Source organism: Mycolicibacterium insubricum (assembly GCF_010731615.1).
Lineage (GTDB): Bacteria > Actinomycetota > Actinomycetes > Mycobacteriales > Mycobacteriaceae > Mycobacterium > Mycobacterium insubricum.
On record NZ_AP022618.1, the window covers coordinates 2,493,289 to 2,513,528 of the forward strand.

Genomic DNA, 20,240 nt, shown 5'->3' on the forward strand with positions numbered 1-20,240 from the left:
GCGCACGTGTCACGCAAACCGCTGATCGCGGGTAACTGGAAGATGAACCTCAACCACTTCGAGGCCATCGCTCTGGTGCAGAAGATCGCCTTCTCGCTGCCCGACAAGTACTTCGACCGCGTCGACGTCACCGTCATCCCGCCGTTCACCGATCTGCGCAGCGTGCAGACCCTGGTCGACGGGGACAAGCTGCGGCTGACCTACGGCGCCCAGGACGTGTCCCAGCACGACGCGGGCGCCTACACCGGCGAGATCAGCGGTGCGTTCCTGGCCAAGCTCGGCTGCACGTTCGCCGTCGTCGGGCACTCGGAGCGGCGCACCTACCACAACGAGTCCGACTCGCTGGTCGGCGCGAAGGCCGCCGCCGCGCACAAGCACGGGCTCACCCCGATCATCTGCATCGGCGAGTCGCTGGGCGTGCGCGAGGCCGGCGATCACATCGCCTGGAACGTCGCACAGCTGCAGGGCTCCCTGGCCGGCCTGTCGAACGAGCAGATCGCCGCGTCGGTCATCGCCTACGAGCCGGTCTGGGCGATCGGCACCGGGCGGGTGGCCAGTGCCGCCGACGCCCAGGAGGTCTGCGGGGCGATCCGCGCCGAACTGGCCAACATCGCGACCCCGGAAATCGCCGAGACGGTGCGCGTGCTGTACGGCGGTTCGGTGAACGTCAAGAACATCGGCGAGCTGATCGCCCAGCCCGATATCGACGGCGCGCTCGTCGGTGGTGCGTCGCTCGACGGTGAGCAGTTCGCCCAGCTGAGCGCCATCGCCGCGGGTGGGCCCCTGCCGTAGGGAAGGGCTGGCTCCGGTAGGGTTGTCGCCATGCAACTTGGCCTGCAGATCCTGCTGGTGGTCACCAGCATCCTGGTGGTGCTGCTGGTGCTGCTGCACCGTGCGAAAGGTGGCGGTCTGTCCAGCCTGTTCGGCGGCGGCGTGCAGTCCAGCCTGTCCGGCTCCACCGTGGTGGAGAAGAACCTGGATCGGCTCACCTACTTCGTCATCGGGATCTGGGTGGTGTCCATCGTCGCGATGGGCCTGCACATCAAGTACGGAACCCCGGCCCCCGACGCCGACACCATTCCGCCGCTGTCGTGACGCAGCCGCCGGCCGGTTGGGGCCAGCCGCCTCCGCAGTACGGCCAGCCGCAGCAGTACGGGCAGCCGCAGTATCCGCAGCAGCAGCAGGCCCAGCAGCCGCAGTACGGCCAGCCGGCGCAGCATCTGCAGCCGCAGTACCCGCAGCTTCAGCACGCGCAGCACCCCCAGCAGGCCGGTCAGGGCATCGCGGTGACCACCATGTTCTTCCCGCTGTCCTGGATGTTCTTCCTGACCAAGCCGAAGATCTTCATCGACGGGCACCAGTGCCCGCCGGCGGCGTGGGGCCGGACGCTGTATCCCGTCGGGCCCGGACAGCACCACGTGCACGTCCACACCCCCTACATGCTGCCCCCGCAGGTGGGCAAGGCGGACACCGTGGTGGGCGTCTCGCCCGGTCAGTTCACCGAGCTGGAGTACCGCGCACCGGTGTGGTCCTTCAGCCCGGGATCACTCGGTGTGGGGCCGCAGAAGTACAACGGCATCGGCATCACCATCGGCGTCATCGTGGTCCCGCTGGTGATCTTCCTGCTGTTCTTCGTGATCATGCTCGCCTCCATCTGATCCCGTCCTGATCGCGTCGTGCGTTCCGGGATGCGCCCGGTGACCACGCCACCAATACTGGACGGCATGGCACAGACCTCCTCGCGGGACACCGACAATTCCCTGGCCCCGTTCGGTGCCGTGCAGCGCACCCGGACCGGTTGGGATGCCACCGAACCGATGCGCGACGACATCCGGCTGCTCGGCGCCATCCTCGGCGACACCATCCGCGAGCAGAACGGTGAGGAGATCCTCAACCTCGTCGAACGGGCCCGGGTGGAGTCGTTCCGGGTCCGCCGCTCCGAAATCGACCGCGCCGAACTGGCCCGGATGTTCGACCGGATCGACACCGACACGGCGATTCAGGTGATCCGGGCGTTCACCGATTTCGCGCTGCTGGCCAATGTCGCCGAGGACATCCACCGGGAACGCCGCCGCGCCATCCACGTCGCCGCCGGGGAACCCCCACAGAACTCCACGCTGGCGGCCACCTACGCCAAACTCGACTCCGTCGACATCGACTCCGACGCCGTCGTGGACGTGCTGGCCGATGCCCTGGTCGCGCCGGTGATCACCGCGCACCCCACCGAAACCCGTCGTCGCACCATCTTCGAGACCCAGAACCGCATCACCGAGTTGATGCGCGCCCGCATCCCGGGCACCACGCGCACCGTCGGCGGTGCCGACGTCGAGCTGGAGCTGCGCCGCCACATCCTGCGGTTGTGGCAGACCGCGCTGATCCGGCTGTCCCGGCTGCGGATCACCGACGAGATCGACAGCGGCCTGCGCTACTACCCCGGGGCCTTCCTGGAGGTGATCCCGGCGATCAATGCCGAGGTCCGCGAGGCCCTGCAACGCCGCTGGCCCGGCTCGGACCTGCTGGCGCAGCCGATCCTGCGGCCCGGGTCGTGGATCGGAGGTGACCGCGACGGCAACCCCAACGTCACCGGCGCGGTGGTGCGCGAAGCCACCGGGCGCGCCGCCCGCACGGCGTTCACCCACTACCTGGCCGAGCTGACCGTGCTGGAGATAGAACTGCCGTTGTCCGCGCGGCTGGTCACCGTCAGCGACGAGCTCAACGCGCTGGCCGACCTCGTCGACCAGCCGCTGCGCACCGACGAGCCCTACCGTCGGGCGGTGCGTGCCGTCCACGGCCGGCTCACCGCCACCGCCGAGGCCATCCTGGACGACCGCCCGTCGAACATGCGCGACCTGGGGTTACCGGCCTATCTCAGCGCGGACGAAATGCTGGCCGATCTCGATGTCGTCGACGCCTCGCTGCGCGGCCACGGTGACGGGCTGCTGGCCGACGACCGACTGGCCCGGTTGCGGGAATCGTTGCGTACCTTCGGATTTCACCTGTGTGGGCTGGACATGCGGCAGAACTCCGACACCCACGAGGAGGTCGTCGCCGAACTGCTGGCCTTCGCCGGTGCACACCCGGACTACCTGTCACTCGACGAGGACCAGCGGGTGGCGCTGCTGACCGCCGAACTGTCCACCCGTCGTCCGCTGACCCGCCCGGGCGACGACCTGTCCGAACTGACCGGTAAGGAACTGGGCATCATGCGCGCCGCGGCCGAAGCGGTGGCCGCCTACGGCCCGGCGACCGTGCCGAACTACATCATCTCGATGTGCCAGTCGGTGTCCGACCTACTGGAGGCGGCGCTGCTGCTCAAGGAGGCGGGCCTGCTCGACGCCGCCGACCCTTCGATTTACGCCCGGTCCGACGAGCAGTGTAGTTCTGCGAGGAAGGGGCCGGGCGAGTCGATTTACGCGCCGGTCGGCATCGTGCCGCTGTTCGAGACCATCGAGGACCTGCAGGCCGGCGCCGCGATCATGGACGCAGCCTTGGAACTGCCGCTGTACCGGCGCATCGTGGCCGCCCGCGGCCACCGGCAGGAGGTCATGCTCGGCTATTCGGACTCCAACAAGGACGGCGGCTACCTGGCCGCCAACTGGGCGCTGTACCGCGCCGAACTGGACCTGGTGGAGATGGCCGAACGCAACGGGATCCGGCTGCGGCTGTTCCACGGCCGCGGCGGCACCGTCGGGCGCGGCGGCGGACCCAGTTACGACGCCATCCTGGCCCAGCCGCCCGGCGCGGTGGGCGGATCGCTGCGGCTGACCGAGCAGGGCGAAGTGATCGCCGCCAAGTACGCCGAACCGAAGATGGCCCGGCGCAACCTGGAATCGCTGGTCGCCGCGACGCTGGAGTCGACCCTGCTGGACGTGGAAGGCCTCGGCGAGCAGGCCGAGGCCGCGTACGCGGTGCTCGACGACCTGGCCGCCCGCGCCCGCGAGTGCTATGCCGACCTGGTGCACCGCACCCCGGGGTTCGTCGAATACTTCGAGACGTCCACCCCGGTCAGCGAGATCGGGGCGCTCAACATCGGCAGCCGGCCCACCTCACGCAAGCAGACCACCAAGATCTCCGACCTGCGTGCCATTCCGTGGGTGCTGGCCTGGAGTCAGTCGCGGGTGATGCTGCCCGGCTGGTACGGCACCGGAACCGCGTTCGCCGACTACATCGCCGAGGGGGAGCAGCTCGGCGAAGACCGGCTGGCCGTGCTGTCCGATCTCTACCGACGCTGGCCCTTCTTCGCGACCGTGCTGTCGAACATGGCGCAGGTGCTGGCCAAATCGGACATGGGCCTGGCCGCCCGCTACGCCGAGCTGGTGCCCGACGAGGCGTTGCGCGAGCGGGTGTTCTCCAAGCTGGTCGCCGAGCACGACCGCTGCATCGCGACGTTCAAGGCGATCACCGGTTACGACGACCTGCTGGCCGACAATCCGGCGCTGGCCCGGTCGGTGTTCAACCGGTTCCCGTACCTGGAGCCGCTCAATCACCTGCAGGTGGAACTGCTGCGTCGCTACCGCGGCGGGGACACCGACGAGAGGGTGCAGCGCGGCATCCTGATGACGATGAGCGGGCTGGCCACCGCGCTGCGAAACTCCGGGTAGCGGGAATCTCCGAGGGGCTGCTTCGTCGTGGTTCGCCGGGACTGACGATTTAGACGTCCAGCACGGCCACGACCTTCTCGGCGGTTTCCTTGGCGGAGGCGGGGTTCTGCCCGGTCACCAACCGCCCGTCGACGACGGTGTAGGACGTGAACGGCAGCAGTCCCTTCTCATAGAGCGCACCGCGGTCGCGCATCTCCTGTTCGACGTTGAACGGCACCAGCTTGGCGACGCGGGCGAGCACCTCCTCGGTCCAGGAGAAGCCGGTCAGTCGGCGCCCGGTGACCAGCAGCGACCCGTCGCTCAACCTGGTGTTGAGCAGTCCGGCGTAGCCGTGGCACACCGAGGACACCACGCCGCCGCGTTCGAAGATCTCCCGGGTGATGCGCTGCAGGCCCTCGCTGTCGGGAAAGTCGAACATCACCGCGTGGCCGCCGGTGAAGTAGATCGCGTCGAAGTCCGCCGGGTCGATCTGCTCGGGTGCGGCGGTGTGCTCCAGCAGCGCCATCTTCGCGTCATCGTTGCGCCAGGCCTTGGCGCTCTTGTCGTAGTTGGGAAATGTCAACGACCGCGGCTCCAGGGGACACAGGCCGCCCTTCGGGCTGACGATCGTCTGCTGATAGCCGGCCTCGGCGAAGACGTCGTAGGCGTGCACCAGCTCCGAAAGCCACAGACCCGTGGGCTCGGTGGGGTCGGCGTAGTGGGAAACGTTGGTGACGACGTTGAGGATGCGTGGGGACATGTACTCAAGCATTGCGCTCTGCGGCCCGCTGCGCCACTCCTCGGCCGAATGTGTGCCACACCTCCGTGTCCCGGTCGGGCTGCGGGCCCCTTGCGCGTCGTGGATGATGGCGCTGTGAGCGTGATCCCGGCGCCGGTAGCGGTGAAGAAGGTGGCGTTGTTCGCCACCTGCCTCAACGACGTGATGTGGCCGGGCACTCCGATCGCCGTCGTCCGGTTGCTGCGCCGGCTCGGTTGCGAGGTCGATTTCCCCCGCGGGCAGACCTGCTGCGGCCAGCCGTTCACCAATACCGGCTACGCGCCGGAGGCAGCGCCCTCGGTGCGCGCGTTCGTGCGGGCGTTTGCCGACTACGATGCCGTCGTCGCACCGTCGGGGTCCTGTGTGGGATCGGTGCGCCACCAGCACCGCGACATCGCCCGACGGGCCGGCGACGCCCGGCTGTGCGCGGATGTCGAGGACCTCGCCCCGCGCGTGTACGAACTCTCGGAGTTCTTAGTCGACGTATTGGGCGTGACGGACGTCGGCGCCTATTTCCCGCACCGGGTGACCTACCACCCGACCTGTCATTCGCTGCGGATATGCCGCGTGGGCGATCGGCCGCTGCGACTGCTGCGCGGGGTCCGCGGGATCGATCTCGTCGAGCTGCCCGATGCCGACCAGTGCTGCGGCTTCGGCGGCACCTTCGCCATGAAGAACCCCGACCTGTCGGTGGCGATGGGCTCGGACAAGGCCCGCCACGTCCGCGACACCGGTGCGGAAGTGCTTGTCGCCGGGGATAATTCCTGCCTGGCGCACATCGGCGGACTGCTGTCGCGCCAGCGCGCCGGGATGCGGATCCTGCACCTGGCCGAGGTCCTCGCCGCGACCGAGGAAGACCCGGCGTGAGCAGCCACGTCGGGGTGACCCGGGCGTTTCTCGGCATGCCGGAGCCGTTGCCGAAGTTCCCGGACGCCGCCCGGGAGGCGCTGACCGATTCGGTGCAGCGCCGCAACCTCGCGCACGCCACCGGTCTCATCCGCGCCAAGCGCGCGGAGGTCGTCGGCGAACTCGACAACTGGGAGGAGCTGCGCCGGGCCGCCGAGGCGATCAAGAACGCCGCGCTGCACCGTCTCGACGAGCGGCTGCTGCAGTTCGAGGCCAACGCGACCGCCGCCGGGGCGCAGGTGCACTGGGCCCGCGACGCCGAGGAGGCCAACCGGATTGTCATCGACCTGGTCCGGGCCGCCGGGGCCCGCGAAGTCGTCAAGGTCAAGTCGATGGCCACCCAGGAGATCGAGCTCAACGAGGCGCTGGCGGACGCCGGCATCGACGCCTGGGAGACCGACCTGGCCGAGCTGATCGTCCAGCTGGGCCACGACTGGCCGAGCCACATCCTGGTTCCGGCCATCCACCGCAACCGCGCGCAGGTCCGGGAGATCTTCCTGCGCGAGATGGGCAAGGTGGGCCGCCCCGCGCCGGCCGATCTCTCCGACGAACCGTCCCGGCTCGCCGAGGCCGCCCGGCTGCACCTGCGGGAGAAGTTCCTGCGTGCAGAGGTGGCGATCTCCGGCGCGAACTTCGCGATCGCCGACACCGGCAGCCTGGTCGTCGTCGAATCCGAGGGCAACGGCCGGATGTGCCTGACCCTGCCGCAGACCCTGATCTCAGTGGTCGGCATCGAGAAGGTGCTGCCCAGCTGGGCCGATCTCGAGGTGTTCCTGCAGGTGCTGCCGCGCAGCAGCACCGGGGAACGGGAGAACCCGTACACCTCCATCTGGACCGGCCCGGCCACCCGGCCCGACGGGACCGTCGACGGCCCGGCGAACATGCACATCGTGCTGCTCGACAACGGCCGCACCGACGCGCTGGCCGACCCGGTCGGCCGGGATGCGTTGCGCTGCATCCGCTGCTCGGCCTGCCTCAACGTCTGCCCGGTCTACCAGCGCGCCGGCGGGCACGCCTACGGATCGGTGTACCCGGGGCCGATCGGCGCGGTGCTCACCCCGCAGCTGCGCGGCATCACCACCGATGTGGACCGGTCGCTGCCGTATGCGTCGAGCCTGTGCGGCGCCTGCTTTGACGCGTGCCCGGTGCGCATCGACATCCCGGCGCTGCTGGTGCACCTGCGGACCCGGGTGGTCGACGACAAGCGCGGCGGGCGGCCGTCGGCGGAGTCTGTGGCGATGAAGGCGGCGAGCTGGGTGTTCGGTGACCACCGCCGATTGGCGGCCGCCGGGAAAGGCGCCGCGCTGGCCGGAAAATCCTTGCGCAGCAGACTGTTCGGCGCCAAGACGGTGCTGCGCTGGCTGCCCTGGCCGGCCAGCATCTGGTCGGGGGCCCGCGACGTCCCGGTGCCACCCACCGAAACCTTCCGCGACTGGTGGGATCGCACCGACGGCGGGCGGGAGTCGTCGTGACCGGGGCGCGCGAGGAAATCCTCGGCCGGATCCGTTCCGCCCTGGCCGACCGCCCGGCTGCGGCCCCGGTGTCCTGGAATTACGGCGCCGCGGTGGGCACCGGAGACCTGGACGCGGTCGCGCGGTTCGTGGAGCGCACCCGCGACTACCGGGCCCGGGTGACCCGGATACCCCGCGCCGACGACGCGGCGGTCGCCGCCGCGGTCGCCGATGCGTTGGCCGGGGCGGGCAGTGTCATCTCCGACGGTCGGGCCCGGGAGCGCTGGTCGGGCGGCGCGGACTGGCGCCACGACGACGGGTTGTCGGCGACCGAACTGGACCGGATCGACGCCGTGGTGACCGCGGCGGCCGTCGGCATCGCCAACACCGGCACCATCGTGCTGGACCACGGGGCCGGCCAGGGCCGTCGCGCATTGAGCCTGGTGCCCGATCTGCACGTGTGCGTACTGACCGTCGACCAGATCGTCGACGACGTGCCCGCGGCGGTCGCCCGGCTCCTCCGGTGCGGCAGCCAGAGCAGCCCGCAGACCTGGATCAGCGGTCCCAGCGCCACCAGCGACATCGAACTGGACCGGGTGGAAGGCGTGCACGGGCCCCGCACGCTGCACGTCCTCGTCGCCGGCTAGGTCGCGGCGGGGTGTCAACCGGGCAACTTCGCCCGGTTGCCGGGGCAGAATGACTGCACGGCGGCACCGATGAGAAATCCCGAACTGTATTCATCCATGCCCGAGTTGGTGTGCACCGTGTTCAGCAGGTCCAGGAACGGCACGTTGTTGTCGAAGGACGCGCACACCTGGTGTCCGGCGTTGATCGCGTAGGTGGTGCTCGGGTACCGGATGTGCTGTTGCTGGAGGCTCAGCAGATATGCCTTCTCGGGGATGGTGAGGTTGTCGGCGTGCGCGGCGGGGCAGACGCACACCGCAGCGACGGCCAGCGCTGCGCCCGCCGTGACGGTTCGGATGTACGCCATGGTGGCCCGCCTGATCTCGTGAGTGCGGCGGTTACAGCCCGGTCCGGTTGCGGACGGCGTTGATGGCGCCGCGCACCGCGTTCTCGGTGGCTGCGATCGGCGAGACGGCGACCTCCCCGACGCCCAGCAGCACCTCGACCCGGTCGACGACGTTGTTGAGCCGGTCACCGACCTCGATCAATCGCTCGGCCAGCGTATCGATGCTGCCGATGGTGTCGTTGAACCGGGCCAGCGTGTGGTCCAGCCCCTTGATCGAGGTGTCCAGATCGCTCAGCGTGGCGCCCAGCGTGGTGATCACCCCGTCGAGTTGCCCGACGGTCTGATCGGCGTTCAACGCGGCCTGGGCCAGGTTGCGGATGCGCTGTTGGGTCGGGCGGGTGCCGCGGCCGGTTCTGTCCACCATGGGTTTATTAAACCCTGCCCGGGACTAAACGCCGCCCGGTTTGTCACGGCGGTCCCGGCTTCCCCTCGGCTCCGTCGGAATCTCGGTGCCGAGCGCCGAGGCCGCGGCCGCGTCCAGCAGCCACCGGGTCGCCTCGGTGCCGAACGCCCCGGCCGCCGGAACCGCGGTGGCCGGAGCCCCACCGAGCGCGGCGGCCACCGCGTCGGCCTTCTCGGCGCCGGCGACCAGCAGCCAGACCTGGCGCGAGCGCCGCACCGCGGGCAGCGTCAGGGTCAGCCGCCGCGGCGGAGGCTTGGGTGAATCATCCACCCCGACAACGAATCTCGCGGCCTCGCGGACCGCGGGGGAGTCGGGGAACAGGGAGTTGACATGACCTTCGCCACCCATGCCGAGCAGGTGGACGTCGAATACCGGGGTGGGGGCCCCGCCGTCGGCCAGGCCGGACAGCAGCAGTTCGTAGGCGGCCGCGGCCGCGTCCAGGTTGTCGCCGAACTGGCCGTCGGAGGCCGGCATCGGGTGCACGTTGGCCGCCGGGATGTCGATGCCGTCCAGCAGCGCCTGGCGGGCCTGCAGTTCGTTGCGGTCGGGGTCGGCGGCCGGCACGTAGCGGTCGTCGCCCCAGTACAGCTGCACCGCCGCCCAGTCGACGTCGGAGCGGTCCCGCAACCGGCGCGCCAGGTTGATCCCGGCGCCGCCGCCGGTCAGCACGACGTGGGCCACACCGCGGGCGGCGACGGCACCGGCGATCTCGCCGACCAGGGCGTCGGCGGCCGCGGTGACCAGGGTGTCGGCGTCGGCGAAGGTGAGGACCTGGGGCTGCGGGCGGTTGCTCATCGGTACTCCACTCGGTCCAGGCCGCGCAGGGCCGTCAGGTAGATGCCGTCGGGTTCCAGCCGGCGCAGATCCTCGGCCAGGCAATCCGCGGTACCGCGGTAGGCCAGCGGCAGCAGCGCATCGGGGCGCCCCGTGCGGCTCAGCGTGGCCGTCACCCCGGGCTGCGGCCGGCTCAGCGCGATGGTCTCGGTGTCGGTGTGCAGCTCGACCAGCGGTTGCCCGACGGTCCGGTGGACCGGGCAGTCCAGTCGGCTGACCAGCCAGCCGGCCAGAATGTCGAACGCCGGCTCGGCCGCGCGTCCCCGGACCAGCACCGAGCGGACCTCGGTATCCGCACCGTCGTCGAGCGCCGCGGCCAACAGTGCCCGCCAGTAGGTGACCCGGCTCCAGCACAGGTCGGTGTCCCCGGGGGTGTAGCCGGCCAGCCGGGAGCGAATGTCGGCCAACGGATCCGGGGCGCCGGTCGCGTCGGTGATGCGGCGTAGCGCCAGCCGGCCCAGCGGATCCTCGGCGGGCGCCGCCGGTGCGGCATCGGGCCACCACGCCACCACCGGGGTGTCGGGCAGCAGGAACGGGGTCACCACGCTGGCGGCATGCTCGGCCAGCGGGCCGGACAGCCGCAGCACCACCACCTCCCCGGCGCCGCCGTCGCGGCCCACCCGGATCTGGGCGTCGAGTCGCGGGTCGCCGGCCGACGCGTCGGCCGGGCTGACCAGGATGACCCGGCACGGATGTTCGCGGCTGGCGTCGTTGGCGGCGGCGATCGACTCCTCCAGCACCGACTCGGCGGTCACCGACACCACCAGGGTCAGTACCCGGCCCATCGTCGAAACGCCCTGCTCCTCGCGCAGTGCGACCAGCCGACGGTTGACGTCGTTGGTGGTGGTGCCCGGCAGGTCGACGATCATCAGGGCCGCCGCCACTGCCGGCCGGTGCGCGCCAGCATCTCATCCGCCGATTCCGGGCCCCAGCCGCCGGCCGGATACGGTTGCGGCCGCCCGCCGTCGGCATCCTCGCGGGCCCAGTTCTCCAACGCGGGATCGAGGATGCGCCAGGACAATTCGACTTCCTTGTTGACCGGGAACAACGACGGCTCGCCGAGCAGCACGTCGAGGATCAGCCGCTCGTAGGCCTCCGGGGACTCCTCGGCGAACGCCGTGCCGTAGGAGAAGTCCATGTTCACGTCGCGGACCTCCATCAGGTGCCCGGGCACCTTGGAGGCGAACCGCAGGGTGATGCCCTCCTCCGGCTGCACCCGGATCACCAGCGCGTTCTGGCCGATGTCGGTGCTCATCGCCGCGTCGAACGGCATATGCGGCGGCCGTTTGAACACCAGGGCGATCTCGGTCACGCGGCGGCCGAGCCGCTTGCCGGTGCGCAGGTAGAACGGCACCCCGGCCCAGCGCCGGGTGTTGATCTCGCAGGCGATCGCGGCGTAGGTCTCGGAGGTGGAGGTGGGGGAGAAGCCCTGCTCGTCGAGCAGCCCGACGACCGGCGTGCCGCCCTGCCAGCCCGCCGCGTACTGACCGCGCGCGGTGTTCTCCGACAGCGGCTCGATCAGCTGCGTCGCCGAGAGCACCTTGATCTTCTCCATCTGCAGCGCCCGCGGCGAGAAGCTGACCGGCTCCTCCATCGCGGTGAGCGCCATCAGCTGCATCAGGTGGTTCTGGATCACGTCGCGCGCGGCGCCGATGCCGTCGTAGTAACCGGCGCGGCCACCCAGTCCGATGTCCTCGGCCATGGTGATCTGCACGTGGTCGACGTAATTGGAGTTCCACACCGGCTCGAACAGCTCATTGGCGAACCGCAGCGCCAGCAGGTTCTGCACCGTCTCCTTGCCCAGGTAGTGGTCGATGCGGAACACCGAGGACTCCGGGAAGACGTCGTTGACCACCGAGTTCAACGATTCGGCACTCGCCAAGTCGTGGCCGAACGGCTTCTCGATCACCACCCGGCTCCAGCACCCCGGCTTGTCCTGGGCGGCCAGCCCCGAGGACGACAGCTTCTCGCAGACCAGCGGGAACGACGCCGGTGGGATCGACAGGTAGAAGGCGTGATTGCCGCCGGTGCCGCGGGTCGCGTCGAGACCGTGCAGGGTCTCGGCCAGCCGCGCATACGACGCGTCGTCGTCGAAGTTGCCGGATACGAACCGGAAGCCCTCGGCCAGGCGGTCCCACACCTGCTGCTCGAACGGGGTCCGGGAGTGCTGCGCGACGGCGTCGCGCACCACCTGGGCGAAGTCCTCGTCGGCCCAGTCCCGACGGGCGAATCCCACCAGCGCGAACGACGGGGACAGCAGGCCCCGGTGGGCCAGGTCGTAGATGGCCGGCATCAGCTTCTTGCGGGCCAGATCGCCGGTGACGCCGAAGATCACCATCGCGCATGGACCCGCGATGCGGGGCATCCGCTTGTCGGCCGGGTCGCGCAGCGGATTGCGCGCCGAGGCCTGCGGTGGGGTGGTGCCGCTCATCGCCGGTCTACCGTCGGGCGTCGAGTTGCCCGCTCACGGCGTCGATCAGCTCCTGCCAGGATTTCTCGAACTTGTCCACGCCCTCGTCCTCCAGCAGCCGGAAGACGTCGGGCAGGTCGATCCCGACGGTGGCAAGCTTGTCGAACACGATCTGCGCGGTCTCGGCGGTGCCGGTGATGGTGTCGCCGGTGATCTCGCCGTGGTCGGCGACGGCCTCCAGCGTCTTGTCCGGCATGGTGTTGACGGTGTTGGGCGCCACCAGCTCGGTGACGTAGAGGGTGTCGGGATAGTCGGGGTTCTTCACCCCGGTCGAGGCCCACAGCGGGCGCTGCACCCGGGCGCCGGCGGCGGCCAGCGCCTCGAACCGGGTGCCCCCTTCGAACACCTCCTGGTAGGCGGCATAGGCCAGCCGGGCGTTGGCGACCCCGGCCTCGCCGCGGGTGTCCAGCGCCACGTCGGTGCCGATCGCCTCCAGCCGCTTGTCGATCTCGGTGTCCACCCGGGACACGAAAAACGATGCGACGGAATGGATTCCGGACAGGTCGTGGCCGGCCGCGCGGGCCGCCTCCAGGCCGGCCAGGTAGGCGTCCATCACCGCGCGGTGCCGCTCGACGGAGAAGATCAGCGTGACGTTCACCGAGATGCCCTCGGCGATGACGGCGGTGATCGCCGGCAGGCCCGCGAGCGTCGCCGGGATTTTGATCAGCAGGTTGGGCCGGTCGACGATCTTCCACAGCTCGACGGCCTGGCTGACGGTCTTGGCGGTGTCGTGCGCCAGCCGCGGATCCACCTCGATGGACACCCGGCCGTCCACGCCGTCGGATGCGGTGAACACCGGGGCCAGCACGTCGCAGGCCTCGCGGACGTCATCGGTGGTGACGGTGCGGATGGTGGTGTCGACGTCGGCGCCGGCCGCGGCCAGCTCGCCGACCTGGGCGTCATAGGCGGTGCCGCTGGTCAGCGCGGCCTGGAAGATCGACGGGTTGGTGGTGACCCCGACGACGCTGCGGGTGGCGACCAGATCGGCGAGGTTGCCCGACTGCAGCCGCTCCCGGGACAGGTCGTCGAGCCACACCGACACCCCGGCCTGCGACAGGGCGGCCAGGTTCGGGTTCTGCGTCATGGGCGTGCCTTTCCGATGCTGCGGTTGGCGGCGGCGGTGACGGCTTCCACGGTGAAGCCGAACTTCTCGAAGAGCACGGTGTCCGACGCCGAGGCGCCGTAGTGCTCGATGGACACGATCTCCCCGGCGTCCCCGACGAACCGGTACCAGGGCATCGCGATGCCGGCCTCGACCGACACCCGGGCGCGCACCGACGGCGGCAGCACCGTGTCCCGGTACTCCTGCGGCTGGGCGTCGAACCACTCCACGCACGGCATGGAGATCACCGCGGCGGACACGCCGTCGGCCGCCAGTGCATCCCGGGCGCCCAGCGCCAGGGCGACCTCCGAACCGGTGGCGATCAGCAGCACGTCGGCGTCGGCGGGGGACCCGGCCAGCACGTAGCCGCCGCGGGCCACGCCCTCGGTGCTGGTGCCGGCCAGTACCGGGACGTTCTGCCGGGTCAGGATCAGCCCGACCGGCCCGCGGCCACCGGCGCGCTCCAGCACGGCGCGCCAGGCCGCCGCGGTCTCGTTGGCGTCGGCGGGCCGGACCACCGAGAGCCGGGGGATGGCCCGCAGTGCGGCCAAGTGCTCGATCGGCTGGTGGGTGGGCCCGTCCTCGCCCAGACCGATGGAGTCGTGCGTCCACACATAGATCGGGTCGATATCCATCAGCGCGGCCAGCCGCACCGCCGGGCGCATGTAGTCGGCGAACTGCAGGAAGGTGCCACCGTACGGGCGGGTCGGGCCGTGCAGCACGATGCCGGACAGGATCGCGGCCATCGCATGCTCACGGATACCGAAGTGCAGGGTGCGGCCGTACCAGGTGGCCGTCCAGTCCTCGGTGGAAATCGACGGCGGGCCGAAGGATTTCGCGCCCTTGATGGTGGTGTTGTTGGACCCGGCCAGGTCCGCCGAGCCACCCCAGAGCTCCGGCAGCACCGGGCCGAGCGCGGCCAGCACCGCTCCGGAGGCGGCGCGGGTGGCCGGTCCCTTGGCGTCGGGCTCCCAGGACGGCAGGGCATCGGCCCAGCCGTCGGGCAGCGTGCCGGCCTGCAGCCGGTCCAGCAGCGCCTTGCGCTGCGGCTCCCGCGCCGCCCACGCATCGAAGTCGGCCTGCCAGACGGTGTGCGCGGCGCGACCGCGGGTGACCAGCTCCCGGGTGTGGCCGATGACGGCGTCGGACACCTCGAAGCTGCGGTCCGGGTCGAAGCCGAGGATCTTCTTGGTGGCGGCGACCTCGTCGGCGCCCAGCGCCGAGCCGTGCACCCCGCCGGTGTTCATCTTGGTCGGGGCCGGATAGCCGATCACGGTGCGCAGCGCGATGAACGACGGCCGGTCGGTCACCTCCTTGGCGGCGGCGATGGCGGCCTCGATGCCGACGACGTTCTCCCCGCCCTCGACCTCCTGGACATGCCAGCCGTAGGCCCGGTAGCGGGCGCACACGTCCTCGCTCAGCGCGATGTCGGTGTTGTGTTCGATGGAGATCTTGTTGTCGTCCCAGAACACGATGAGGTTCCCCAGCTGCTGGGTGCCGGCCAGCGAGCTGGCCTCGCTGGTGACGCCCTCCTCGATGTCACCGTCGGAGGCGATGACGAAGATGTAGTGGTCGAACGGGCTGGTGCCGGGTGCGGCGTCGGGGTCGAACAGGCCGCGCTCGTAGCGGGCGGCCATCGCCATCCCGACGGCCGAGGCCAAGCCCTGGCCCAGCGGGCCGGTGGTGATCTCCACACCCTTGGTGTGCCGGTACTCGGGGTGGCCCGGGGTCAGCGAGTCCCAGGTGCGCAGCGCCTCGATGTCGGACAGTTCCAGCCCGAAACCGCCCAGGTACAGCTGCAGGTACAGGGTCAGGCTGGAATGGCCGCAGGACAAGACGAACCGGTCGCGGCCCAGCCACTCGGTGTCCGACGGGTCGTGGCGCAGCTGCCGCTGGAACAGGGTGTAGGCCAGCGGGGCCAGGCTCATCGCGGTGCCAGGATGGCCGTTGCCGACCTTCTGCACCGCATCCGCGGCCAGCACCCGGACGGTATCGACCGCGCGGGTATCGACGTCGGTCCAATCGGCCGGATGGCTGGGCTGGGTGAGCGCGGCGATATCCTCCGCAGTGGTCACAGATGATCTCCTCGTAGGGCGTGCTGGCGCAGGCTGCCGGCGCACGGGTCGCTGCCACAACCCTAATCGGCCGCCGCCGGGCCGTGCAGCGCGCCCGGGACATATTCCGCCATGCGGTTACCGGGTGACGGCCGGTGCGGTCTACCATTCTCTGTAGTAGACGGCGCGCGATGCTCGGTCGCCGCCGGCAGCGAGGAGTCAGTTGGTGAGAATCCGCGAGGAACGCGTCGCCCCGGCGAGCGGCGGCCGCATCCGCTCCACCATGCTGGCCTACCTGGGGCTGACCAAGCCCCGGGTCATCGAATTGCTGCTGGTCACCACCATTCCCGCGATGCTGCTGGCCAACCGCGGCAACGCCATCGACCCGCTGCTGATCCTCAACACCCTGTTCGGCGGCATGCTGGCCGCCGCGGGCGCGAACACGCTCAACTGCGTCGCCGACGCCGACATCGACAAGGTGATGAAGCGCACAGAACGCCGGCCGCTGGCCCGGGCGAGTGTGCCGCGCAGCCACGCGCTGGTCTTCGGCCTGGTGCTGTCGGTGGCGTCCTTCTTCTGGCTGTGGCAGACGACGAACATGCTCTCGGCGCACCTGGCCGGGCTGACCATTGCGTTCTACGTGTTCATCTACACGCTGCTGCTCAAGCGGCGGACCTCGCAGAACGTGGTGTGGGGCGGCGCCGCCGGGTGCATGCCGGTGATGATCGGCTGGTCGGCGGTCACCGGCACCATCGAGTGGCCGGCGCTGGTGATGTTCGCCGTCATCTTCTTCTGGACGCCGCCGCACACCTGGGCGCTGGCCATGCGCTACAAGGAGGACTACGCCGCGGCGGGGGTGCCGATGCTGCCGGTGGTGGCCACCGAGAAGCAGGTCACCCGCCAGATCGTCATCTACACCTGGCTGACCGTCATCGCCACGCTCGCGCTGGTGCCGGCCACCGGCTGGCTCTACACGGTGGTCGCGGCCGCCGCCGGCGCCTGGTTCCTGGTGCTGGCACACCGGCTGCAGGCCGGGGTGAACCGCGGCGAACCGGTCAAGCCGCTGAAGCTGTTCCTGCAGTCCAACAACTACCTGTCGGCGGTGTTCGTCGCACTGGCCGTCGACTCGGTGCTGGACCTGCCCACCCTGCTCAGCCTCTACGGGCCGTAGCCGCGGGGAGCGCGTCGGCACCGTATGGGCACAGCAAATTCGTCGCCGTCGGTGGCCATCATCGGCGCCGGGTTCGGCGGGCTCGGCATGGCCGTCAAATTCAAGCAGGCCGGGATCACCGACCTGACCCTGTTCGAGAAGGCCTCCGACGTCGGGGGAGTCTGGCGCGACAACGACTACCCCGGCGCCGCCTGCGATGTGCCCTCACACCTGTACTCGTTCTCCTTCGCGCCGTATGCCGAATGGTCCCGGCGCTTCGCCCCGCGCGACGAGATTTACGACTACCTGCGCCACTGCGCCCGCTCCTTCGGCATCTACCCGCACATCCGGTTCGACACCGAGGTCACCGGGGCGAGTTTCGACGAGGAGGCCGGCGAGTGGGTGATCGAACTGGCCGGCGGCGGCGGCACACACCGGGCCACCGTTTTGATCACCGCGACGGGCCAGCTGAGCCGCCCCGCGTACCCGCGGATCCCGGGCCTCGACTCGTTCGCCGGGACGATGTTCCACTCGGCGACCTGGGACCACGACCACGACCTGACCGGCGAGAAGGTCGCGGTGATCGGAACCGGGGCCTCGGCGATCCAGTTCGTCCCGCCCGTGGCCGCGCAGGCGGCCCACCTCGAGCTGTTCCAGCGCGGCGCCGCGCACGTGCTCCCCAAGCCCGACTACCCCTACCCGAAGCCGGTCCGGAAACTCTTCCGGCGGATCCCGGCGCTGCTGAGGCTGTCGCGCTGGGTCACCTACGCCGAACTGGAACCCCGCGCGCTGGCCTTCGTCGACTACCCGCAGGCCCTGCGTCTCTATGAGATCCGGTTCCGCCGCCACCTGGCCCGCGATATCCGCGACCCGCAGTTGCGCGAGCAACTCACGCCCACTGATCCCATGGGCTGCAAGCGGATTCTGCTGTCCAACGACTACTACGAGGCACTCGCGCGGGACAACGTCAGCCTGGTGACCGAGCCGATCACCGCCGTCGTGCCGCAGGGCCTGGTCACCGCCGACGGCGTGCTGCACGAGGCCGACACCATCATCCTGGGCACCGGGTTCGCCGCCACCGACTTCCTCGCACCGATGCAGATCACCGGGCGCGGTGGCACCCGGCTCAACGACGTCTGGCGCGACGGCGCCGAGGCATACCTGGGACTGTCGGTCTCCGGGTTCCCCAACTTCTTCATGCTCTACGGGCCCAACACCAACCTGTCGCACAGCTCGATCGTCTACATGCTCGAAGCGCAGATGGGCCACGTGCTGGACGCGGTCGGCGAGATCCGGCGGCGCGGACTCAAATGGCTCGAGGTGCGCCCCGATGTACTTTCCGAGTTCAACATGCGCATTCAGCACAAACTCGACCACACGGTCTGGGCGGAGAACTGCTCGAGCTGGTACCGGACCGCCGCCGGCAAGAACACCCAGAACTGGCCCGGCTTCACCTTCGCCTACCGCGCGGCCGCGCACCGGCTGCGCGAGTCGGACTACGACTTCGTCGGACGCTAGGGCACCAGCACGATCGAGCCGACGGTCTTGCGGTCCTGCAGGTCCTGATGTGCCCGTGCGGCCTCGGCCAGCGGATAGTGTTCGCTGACCGTGATGTTCAGCACCCCCGAGGCGATCTCGTCCATCAGCTCGCCCGCGCGCCAGGCGAATTCGTCGGCGGTCCGGGTGAAGTGCGCGAGGTTGGGCCGGGTCAGGTACACCGATCCGGCGGTGTTGAGGCGCTGCGGATCCACCGGCGGGACCGGGCCCGAGGACGCCCCGAACAGCGCCAGGGTGCCGCGCACGGCGAGGCTGGCCAGGCTGGCGTCGAAGGTGGAGCGGCCCACCCCGTCGTACACGGCGTTGACGCCGTGGCCGCCGGTCAGTTCCCGGATCCGGTCGCCGAACTCGGTGGGATCCTCGGGGTAGTCGAGCACCGCGACCGCACCGGCGGCCCGCGACAGGTCGGCCTTGGCCTGGGTGGACGCCGTGGTGATCACCTTGGTGCCGATGCCGGTGGCCCACTGGGTCAGGATCAGCCCGACGCCGCCGGCGCCGGCGTGCACCAGCACGGTGTCCTGCGGGCCCACCGGGTACACCGACTTGATCAGGTAGTGGGCCGTCATCCCCTTCAGCAGCGCCGAGGCGATCGCGTCGGCCGCCACGCCCTCGGGCACGTAGGCAACGAAATCCGCTGGGGCAACGCAGAATTCGGCGTAGGCGCCGTCGGCGTTGGCGGTCACCACCCGGTCGCCGACGTTGAGCGCGGCCACCCCCTCGCCGACCGCGGCGACCGTCCCGCACACCTCCGAACCGACCACGAACGGCAGTTCCCGTGGGTACAGACCGGACCGGAAATAGGTGTCGATGAAGTTCACGCCGATCGCCTCGGCCTTGATCAGCACCTCGCCCGGACCCGGCTCGGGGCGGTCGCACTCGACGAAGGACAGGGCTTCCGGACCGCCGGTCTGGGCGACTTCGATAGCGTGCATGCCACCATCATGCTTGACGACGCTTCGGTCAGTGAGGTTCGGATGAAGTTGGCGCGTCCCGATGTCTTTCACCCACGCATCGTGCTGGCCGGGTGTTCTCGGCTGCCCGCCGGGGACGGCGACGACGACGGCCTGGTGCAGGCCCTGCGCGTCCGCGGCCAGCACGCGCACTGGCTGCCTTGGGACGACCCGGCGACCCTGGCCGCGGACCTGGTGATCCTGCGCGCCACCTGGGACTACACCGAGCGGCTGCCGGAGTTCCTGGACTGGGCCCGCGCGGTGCCGCAGCTGCTGAACTCCGCCGACGTGGTGGCCTGGAACGTCGACAAACGCTACCTGCATGACCTGGCGGTGGCCGGAGTCCGGGTGGTGGAGAGCGAGTTCTTCGATCCCGGCGAGACCGTGCACCTGCCCGGCGGCAGCGTGGTGGTCAAGCCGGCGGTCGGCGCCGGATCGGTCGGGGCGTGCCTGTTCGACGGCCACACCGCGGCCCGCCGGCACGCCGAAGCGCTGCACGACGCGGGATCCACCGTGCTGGTGCAGCCGTATGACCGGCGCATCGAGGCCGGCGAGACGGCGCTGGTGTTCTTCGGCGGCGAGCCGTCGCACGCCTTCACCAAGGCGCCGATGCTGGCCGAGGAGGGATACCCCGCCGAGCTGGACCCGTCGGGCACCTTCGCCGTCGAACAGCTGGCCGCCGCCGACCCCGATCCGCGGGTCTGGGACTTCGGCGCCGGGGTGTTGGCGGCGGCCGTCGCGCACCTGGGCATCGCCGTCGGCGACCTGCTCTACGCCCGGGTGGACCTGATCGGCGGTGCCGAGGACGCCACGCTGCTGGAACTGGAGCTGGTCGAGCCGAGTCTGGGCTGGGCCGTGCAGAGTCCGGCGGTGCGGGCGGCGGGGGAGCGCCGGTTCGCCATGGCGGTGGAATCGGCGCTGCAGCGCCTCGGCCTGGGCCCGATGTCGCACCGCCCGCCCAAGTTCTGAGGGGCG

Annotated in this window: 19 protein-coding genes; 10 read left to right on the forward strand and 9 right to left on the reverse strand. The window is 70.3% G+C overall.

The features are described from left to right. Nucleotides 1–6: 6 nt before the first annotated feature. From tpiA to ppc, 4 genes are all read left to right on the forward strand, one after another. Nucleotides 7–792, forward strand: coding sequence for a triose-phosphate isomerase (gene tpiA, locus G6N16_RS11955; protein ID WP_083030505.1), 786 nt, complete (start codon nt 7–9; stop codon nt 790–792). A gap of 30 nt (nt 793–822) precedes the next feature. After that, nucleotides 823–1,095: a preprotein translocase subunit SecG gene (gene secG, locus G6N16_RS11960; RefSeq protein ID WP_083030504.1), complete on the forward strand. Its 273-nt coding sequence runs from the start codon at nt 823–825 to the stop codon at nt 1,093–1,095. Then, the gene (locus G6N16_RS21805; protein WP_234805814.1) at nt 1,092–1,658 is read left to right on the forward strand and encodes a hypothetical protein; all 567 of its coding nucleotides are present in this window, start codon (nt 1,092–1,094) and stop codon (nt 1,656–1,658) included. The genes secG and G6N16_RS21805 overlap by 4 nt, the downstream gene beginning before the upstream one ends. A gap of 66 nt (nt 1,659–1,724) precedes the next feature. Then, complete coding sequence (gene ppc / locus G6N16_RS11970) at nt 1,725–4,601, forward strand: phosphoenolpyruvate carboxylase (protein ID WP_234805813.1); 2,877 nt, start codon at nt 1,725–1,727, stop codon at nt 4,599–4,601. A gap of 49 nt (nt 4,602–4,650) precedes the next feature. Here ppc and G6N16_RS11975 read toward each other — a convergent pair whose 3' ends face one another. Then, nucleotides 4,651–5,340, reverse strand: coding sequence for a type 1 glutamine amidotransferase domain-containing protein (locus tag G6N16_RS11975; protein WP_083030515.1), 690 nt, complete (start codon nt 5,338–5,340; stop codon nt 4,651–4,653). A gap of 114 nt (nt 5,341–5,454) precedes the next feature. Between G6N16_RS11975 and G6N16_RS11980 the strand changes: the two genes are divergently transcribed. Genes G6N16_RS11980 through G6N16_RS11990 form a run of 3 tightly spaced genes read left to right on the forward strand, consistent with a single transcriptional unit; the run spans nt 5,455 to nt 8,362 of the window. Next, nucleotides 5,455–6,225 (forward strand): (Fe-S)-binding protein, encoded by a 771-nt coding sequence (locus tag G6N16_RS11980; protein ID WP_264026985.1) that lies wholly within the window; start codon nt 5,455–5,457, stop codon nt 6,223–6,225. 35 nt (nt 6,226–6,260) lie between these two features. Further along, a complete protein-coding gene (locus tag G6N16_RS11985; protein WP_083030514.1) occupies nt 6,261–7,736 on the forward strand; it encodes a LutB/LldF family L-lactate oxidation iron-sulfur protein in 1,476 nt (491 codons plus the stop codon). After that, on the forward strand, nt 7,733–8,362 hold the full coding sequence (locus tag G6N16_RS11990) for a LutC/YkgG family protein (protein WP_083030501.1): 630 nt from the start codon (nt 7,733–7,735) through the stop codon (nt 8,360–8,362). Before G6N16_RS11985 ends, G6N16_RS11990 begins: the two co-directional genes overlap by 4 nt. Nucleotides 8,363–8,376: 14 nt before the next feature. On the opposite strand, the gene G6N16_RS11995 is transcribed toward G6N16_RS11990, so the two are convergent. The 7 genes from G6N16_RS11995 to tkt are packed head-to-tail and all read right to left on the reverse strand — an operon-like array spanning nt 8,377 to nt 15,629. After that, the gene (locus tag G6N16_RS11995; protein WP_083030500.1) at nt 8,377–8,706 is read right to left on the reverse strand and encodes a DUF732 domain-containing protein; all 330 of its coding nucleotides are present in this window, start codon (nt 8,704–8,706) and stop codon (nt 8,377–8,379) included. A 31-nt stretch (nt 8,707–8,737) separates the two neighbouring features. Continuing rightward, nucleotides 8,738–9,109: an ATPase gene (locus G6N16_RS12000; protein WP_083030499.1), complete on the reverse strand. Its 372-nt coding sequence runs from the start codon at nt 9,107–9,109 to the stop codon at nt 8,738–8,740. A gap of 24 nt (nt 9,110–9,133) precedes the next feature. Beyond that, the gene (gene pgl, locus G6N16_RS12005) at nt 9,134–9,943 is read right to left on the reverse strand and encodes a 6-phosphogluconolactonase (RefSeq protein ID WP_083030498.1); all 810 of its coding nucleotides are present in this window, start codon (nt 9,941–9,943) and stop codon (nt 9,134–9,136) included. Next, nucleotides 9,940–10,851, reverse strand: a complete 912-nt coding sequence (gene opcA, locus G6N16_RS12010) for a glucose-6-phosphate dehydrogenase assembly protein OpcA (RefSeq protein ID WP_083030513.1) — start codon at nt 10,849–10,851, stop codon at nt 9,940–9,942. The genes pgl and opcA overlap by 4 nt, the downstream gene beginning before the upstream one ends. Next, a complete protein-coding gene (gene zwf / locus G6N16_RS12015; RefSeq protein WP_083030497.1) occupies nt 10,851–12,413 on the reverse strand; it encodes a glucose-6-phosphate dehydrogenase in 1,563 nt (520 codons plus the stop codon). Before zwf ends, opcA begins: the two co-directional genes overlap by 1 nt. A gap of 7 nt (nt 12,414–12,420) precedes the next feature. Next, complete coding sequence (tal, locus tag G6N16_RS12020) at nt 12,421–13,536, reverse strand: transaldolase (protein ID WP_083030496.1); 1,116 nt, start codon at nt 13,534–13,536, stop codon at nt 12,421–12,423. Then, nucleotides 13,533–15,629: a transketolase gene (gene tkt, locus G6N16_RS12025; RefSeq protein ID WP_083030495.1), complete on the reverse strand. Its 2,097-nt coding sequence runs from the start codon at nt 15,627–15,629 to the stop codon at nt 13,533–13,535. The genes tal and tkt overlap by 4 nt, the downstream gene beginning before the upstream one ends. Before the next feature lie 205 nt (nt 15,630–15,834). On the opposite strand from tkt, the gene G6N16_RS12030 reads away from it, so the two are divergent. Both G6N16_RS12030 and G6N16_RS12035 read left to right on the forward strand, forming a co-directional pair. Beyond that, nucleotides 15,835–16,779, forward strand: a complete 945-nt coding sequence (locus G6N16_RS12030; protein ID WP_083030494.1) for a heme o synthase — start codon at nt 15,835–15,837, stop codon at nt 16,777–16,779. A 24-nt stretch (nt 16,780–16,803) separates the two neighbouring features. Beyond that, nucleotides 16,804–18,276, forward strand: a complete 1,473-nt coding sequence (locus tag G6N16_RS12035; RefSeq protein ID WP_083030493.1) for a flavin-containing monooxygenase — start codon at nt 16,804–16,806, stop codon at nt 18,274–18,276. On the opposite strand, the gene G6N16_RS12040 is transcribed toward G6N16_RS12035, so the two are convergent. After that, nucleotides 18,273–19,247 (reverse strand): quinone oxidoreductase family protein, encoded by a 975-nt coding sequence (locus tag G6N16_RS12040; RefSeq protein WP_083030492.1) that lies wholly within the window; start codon nt 19,245–19,247, stop codon nt 18,273–18,275. The two genes, G6N16_RS12035 and G6N16_RS12040, sit on opposite strands and share 4 nt — an antisense overlap. A 42-nt stretch (nt 19,248–19,289) precedes the next feature. Between G6N16_RS12040 and G6N16_RS12045 the strand changes: the two genes are divergently transcribed. Beyond that, nucleotides 19,290–20,234, forward strand: coding sequence for an ATP-grasp domain-containing protein (locus G6N16_RS12045; RefSeq protein WP_083030512.1), 945 nt, complete (start codon nt 19,290–19,292; stop codon nt 20,232–20,234). The last annotated feature ends 6 nt before the right edge of the window (nt 20,235–20,240 follow it).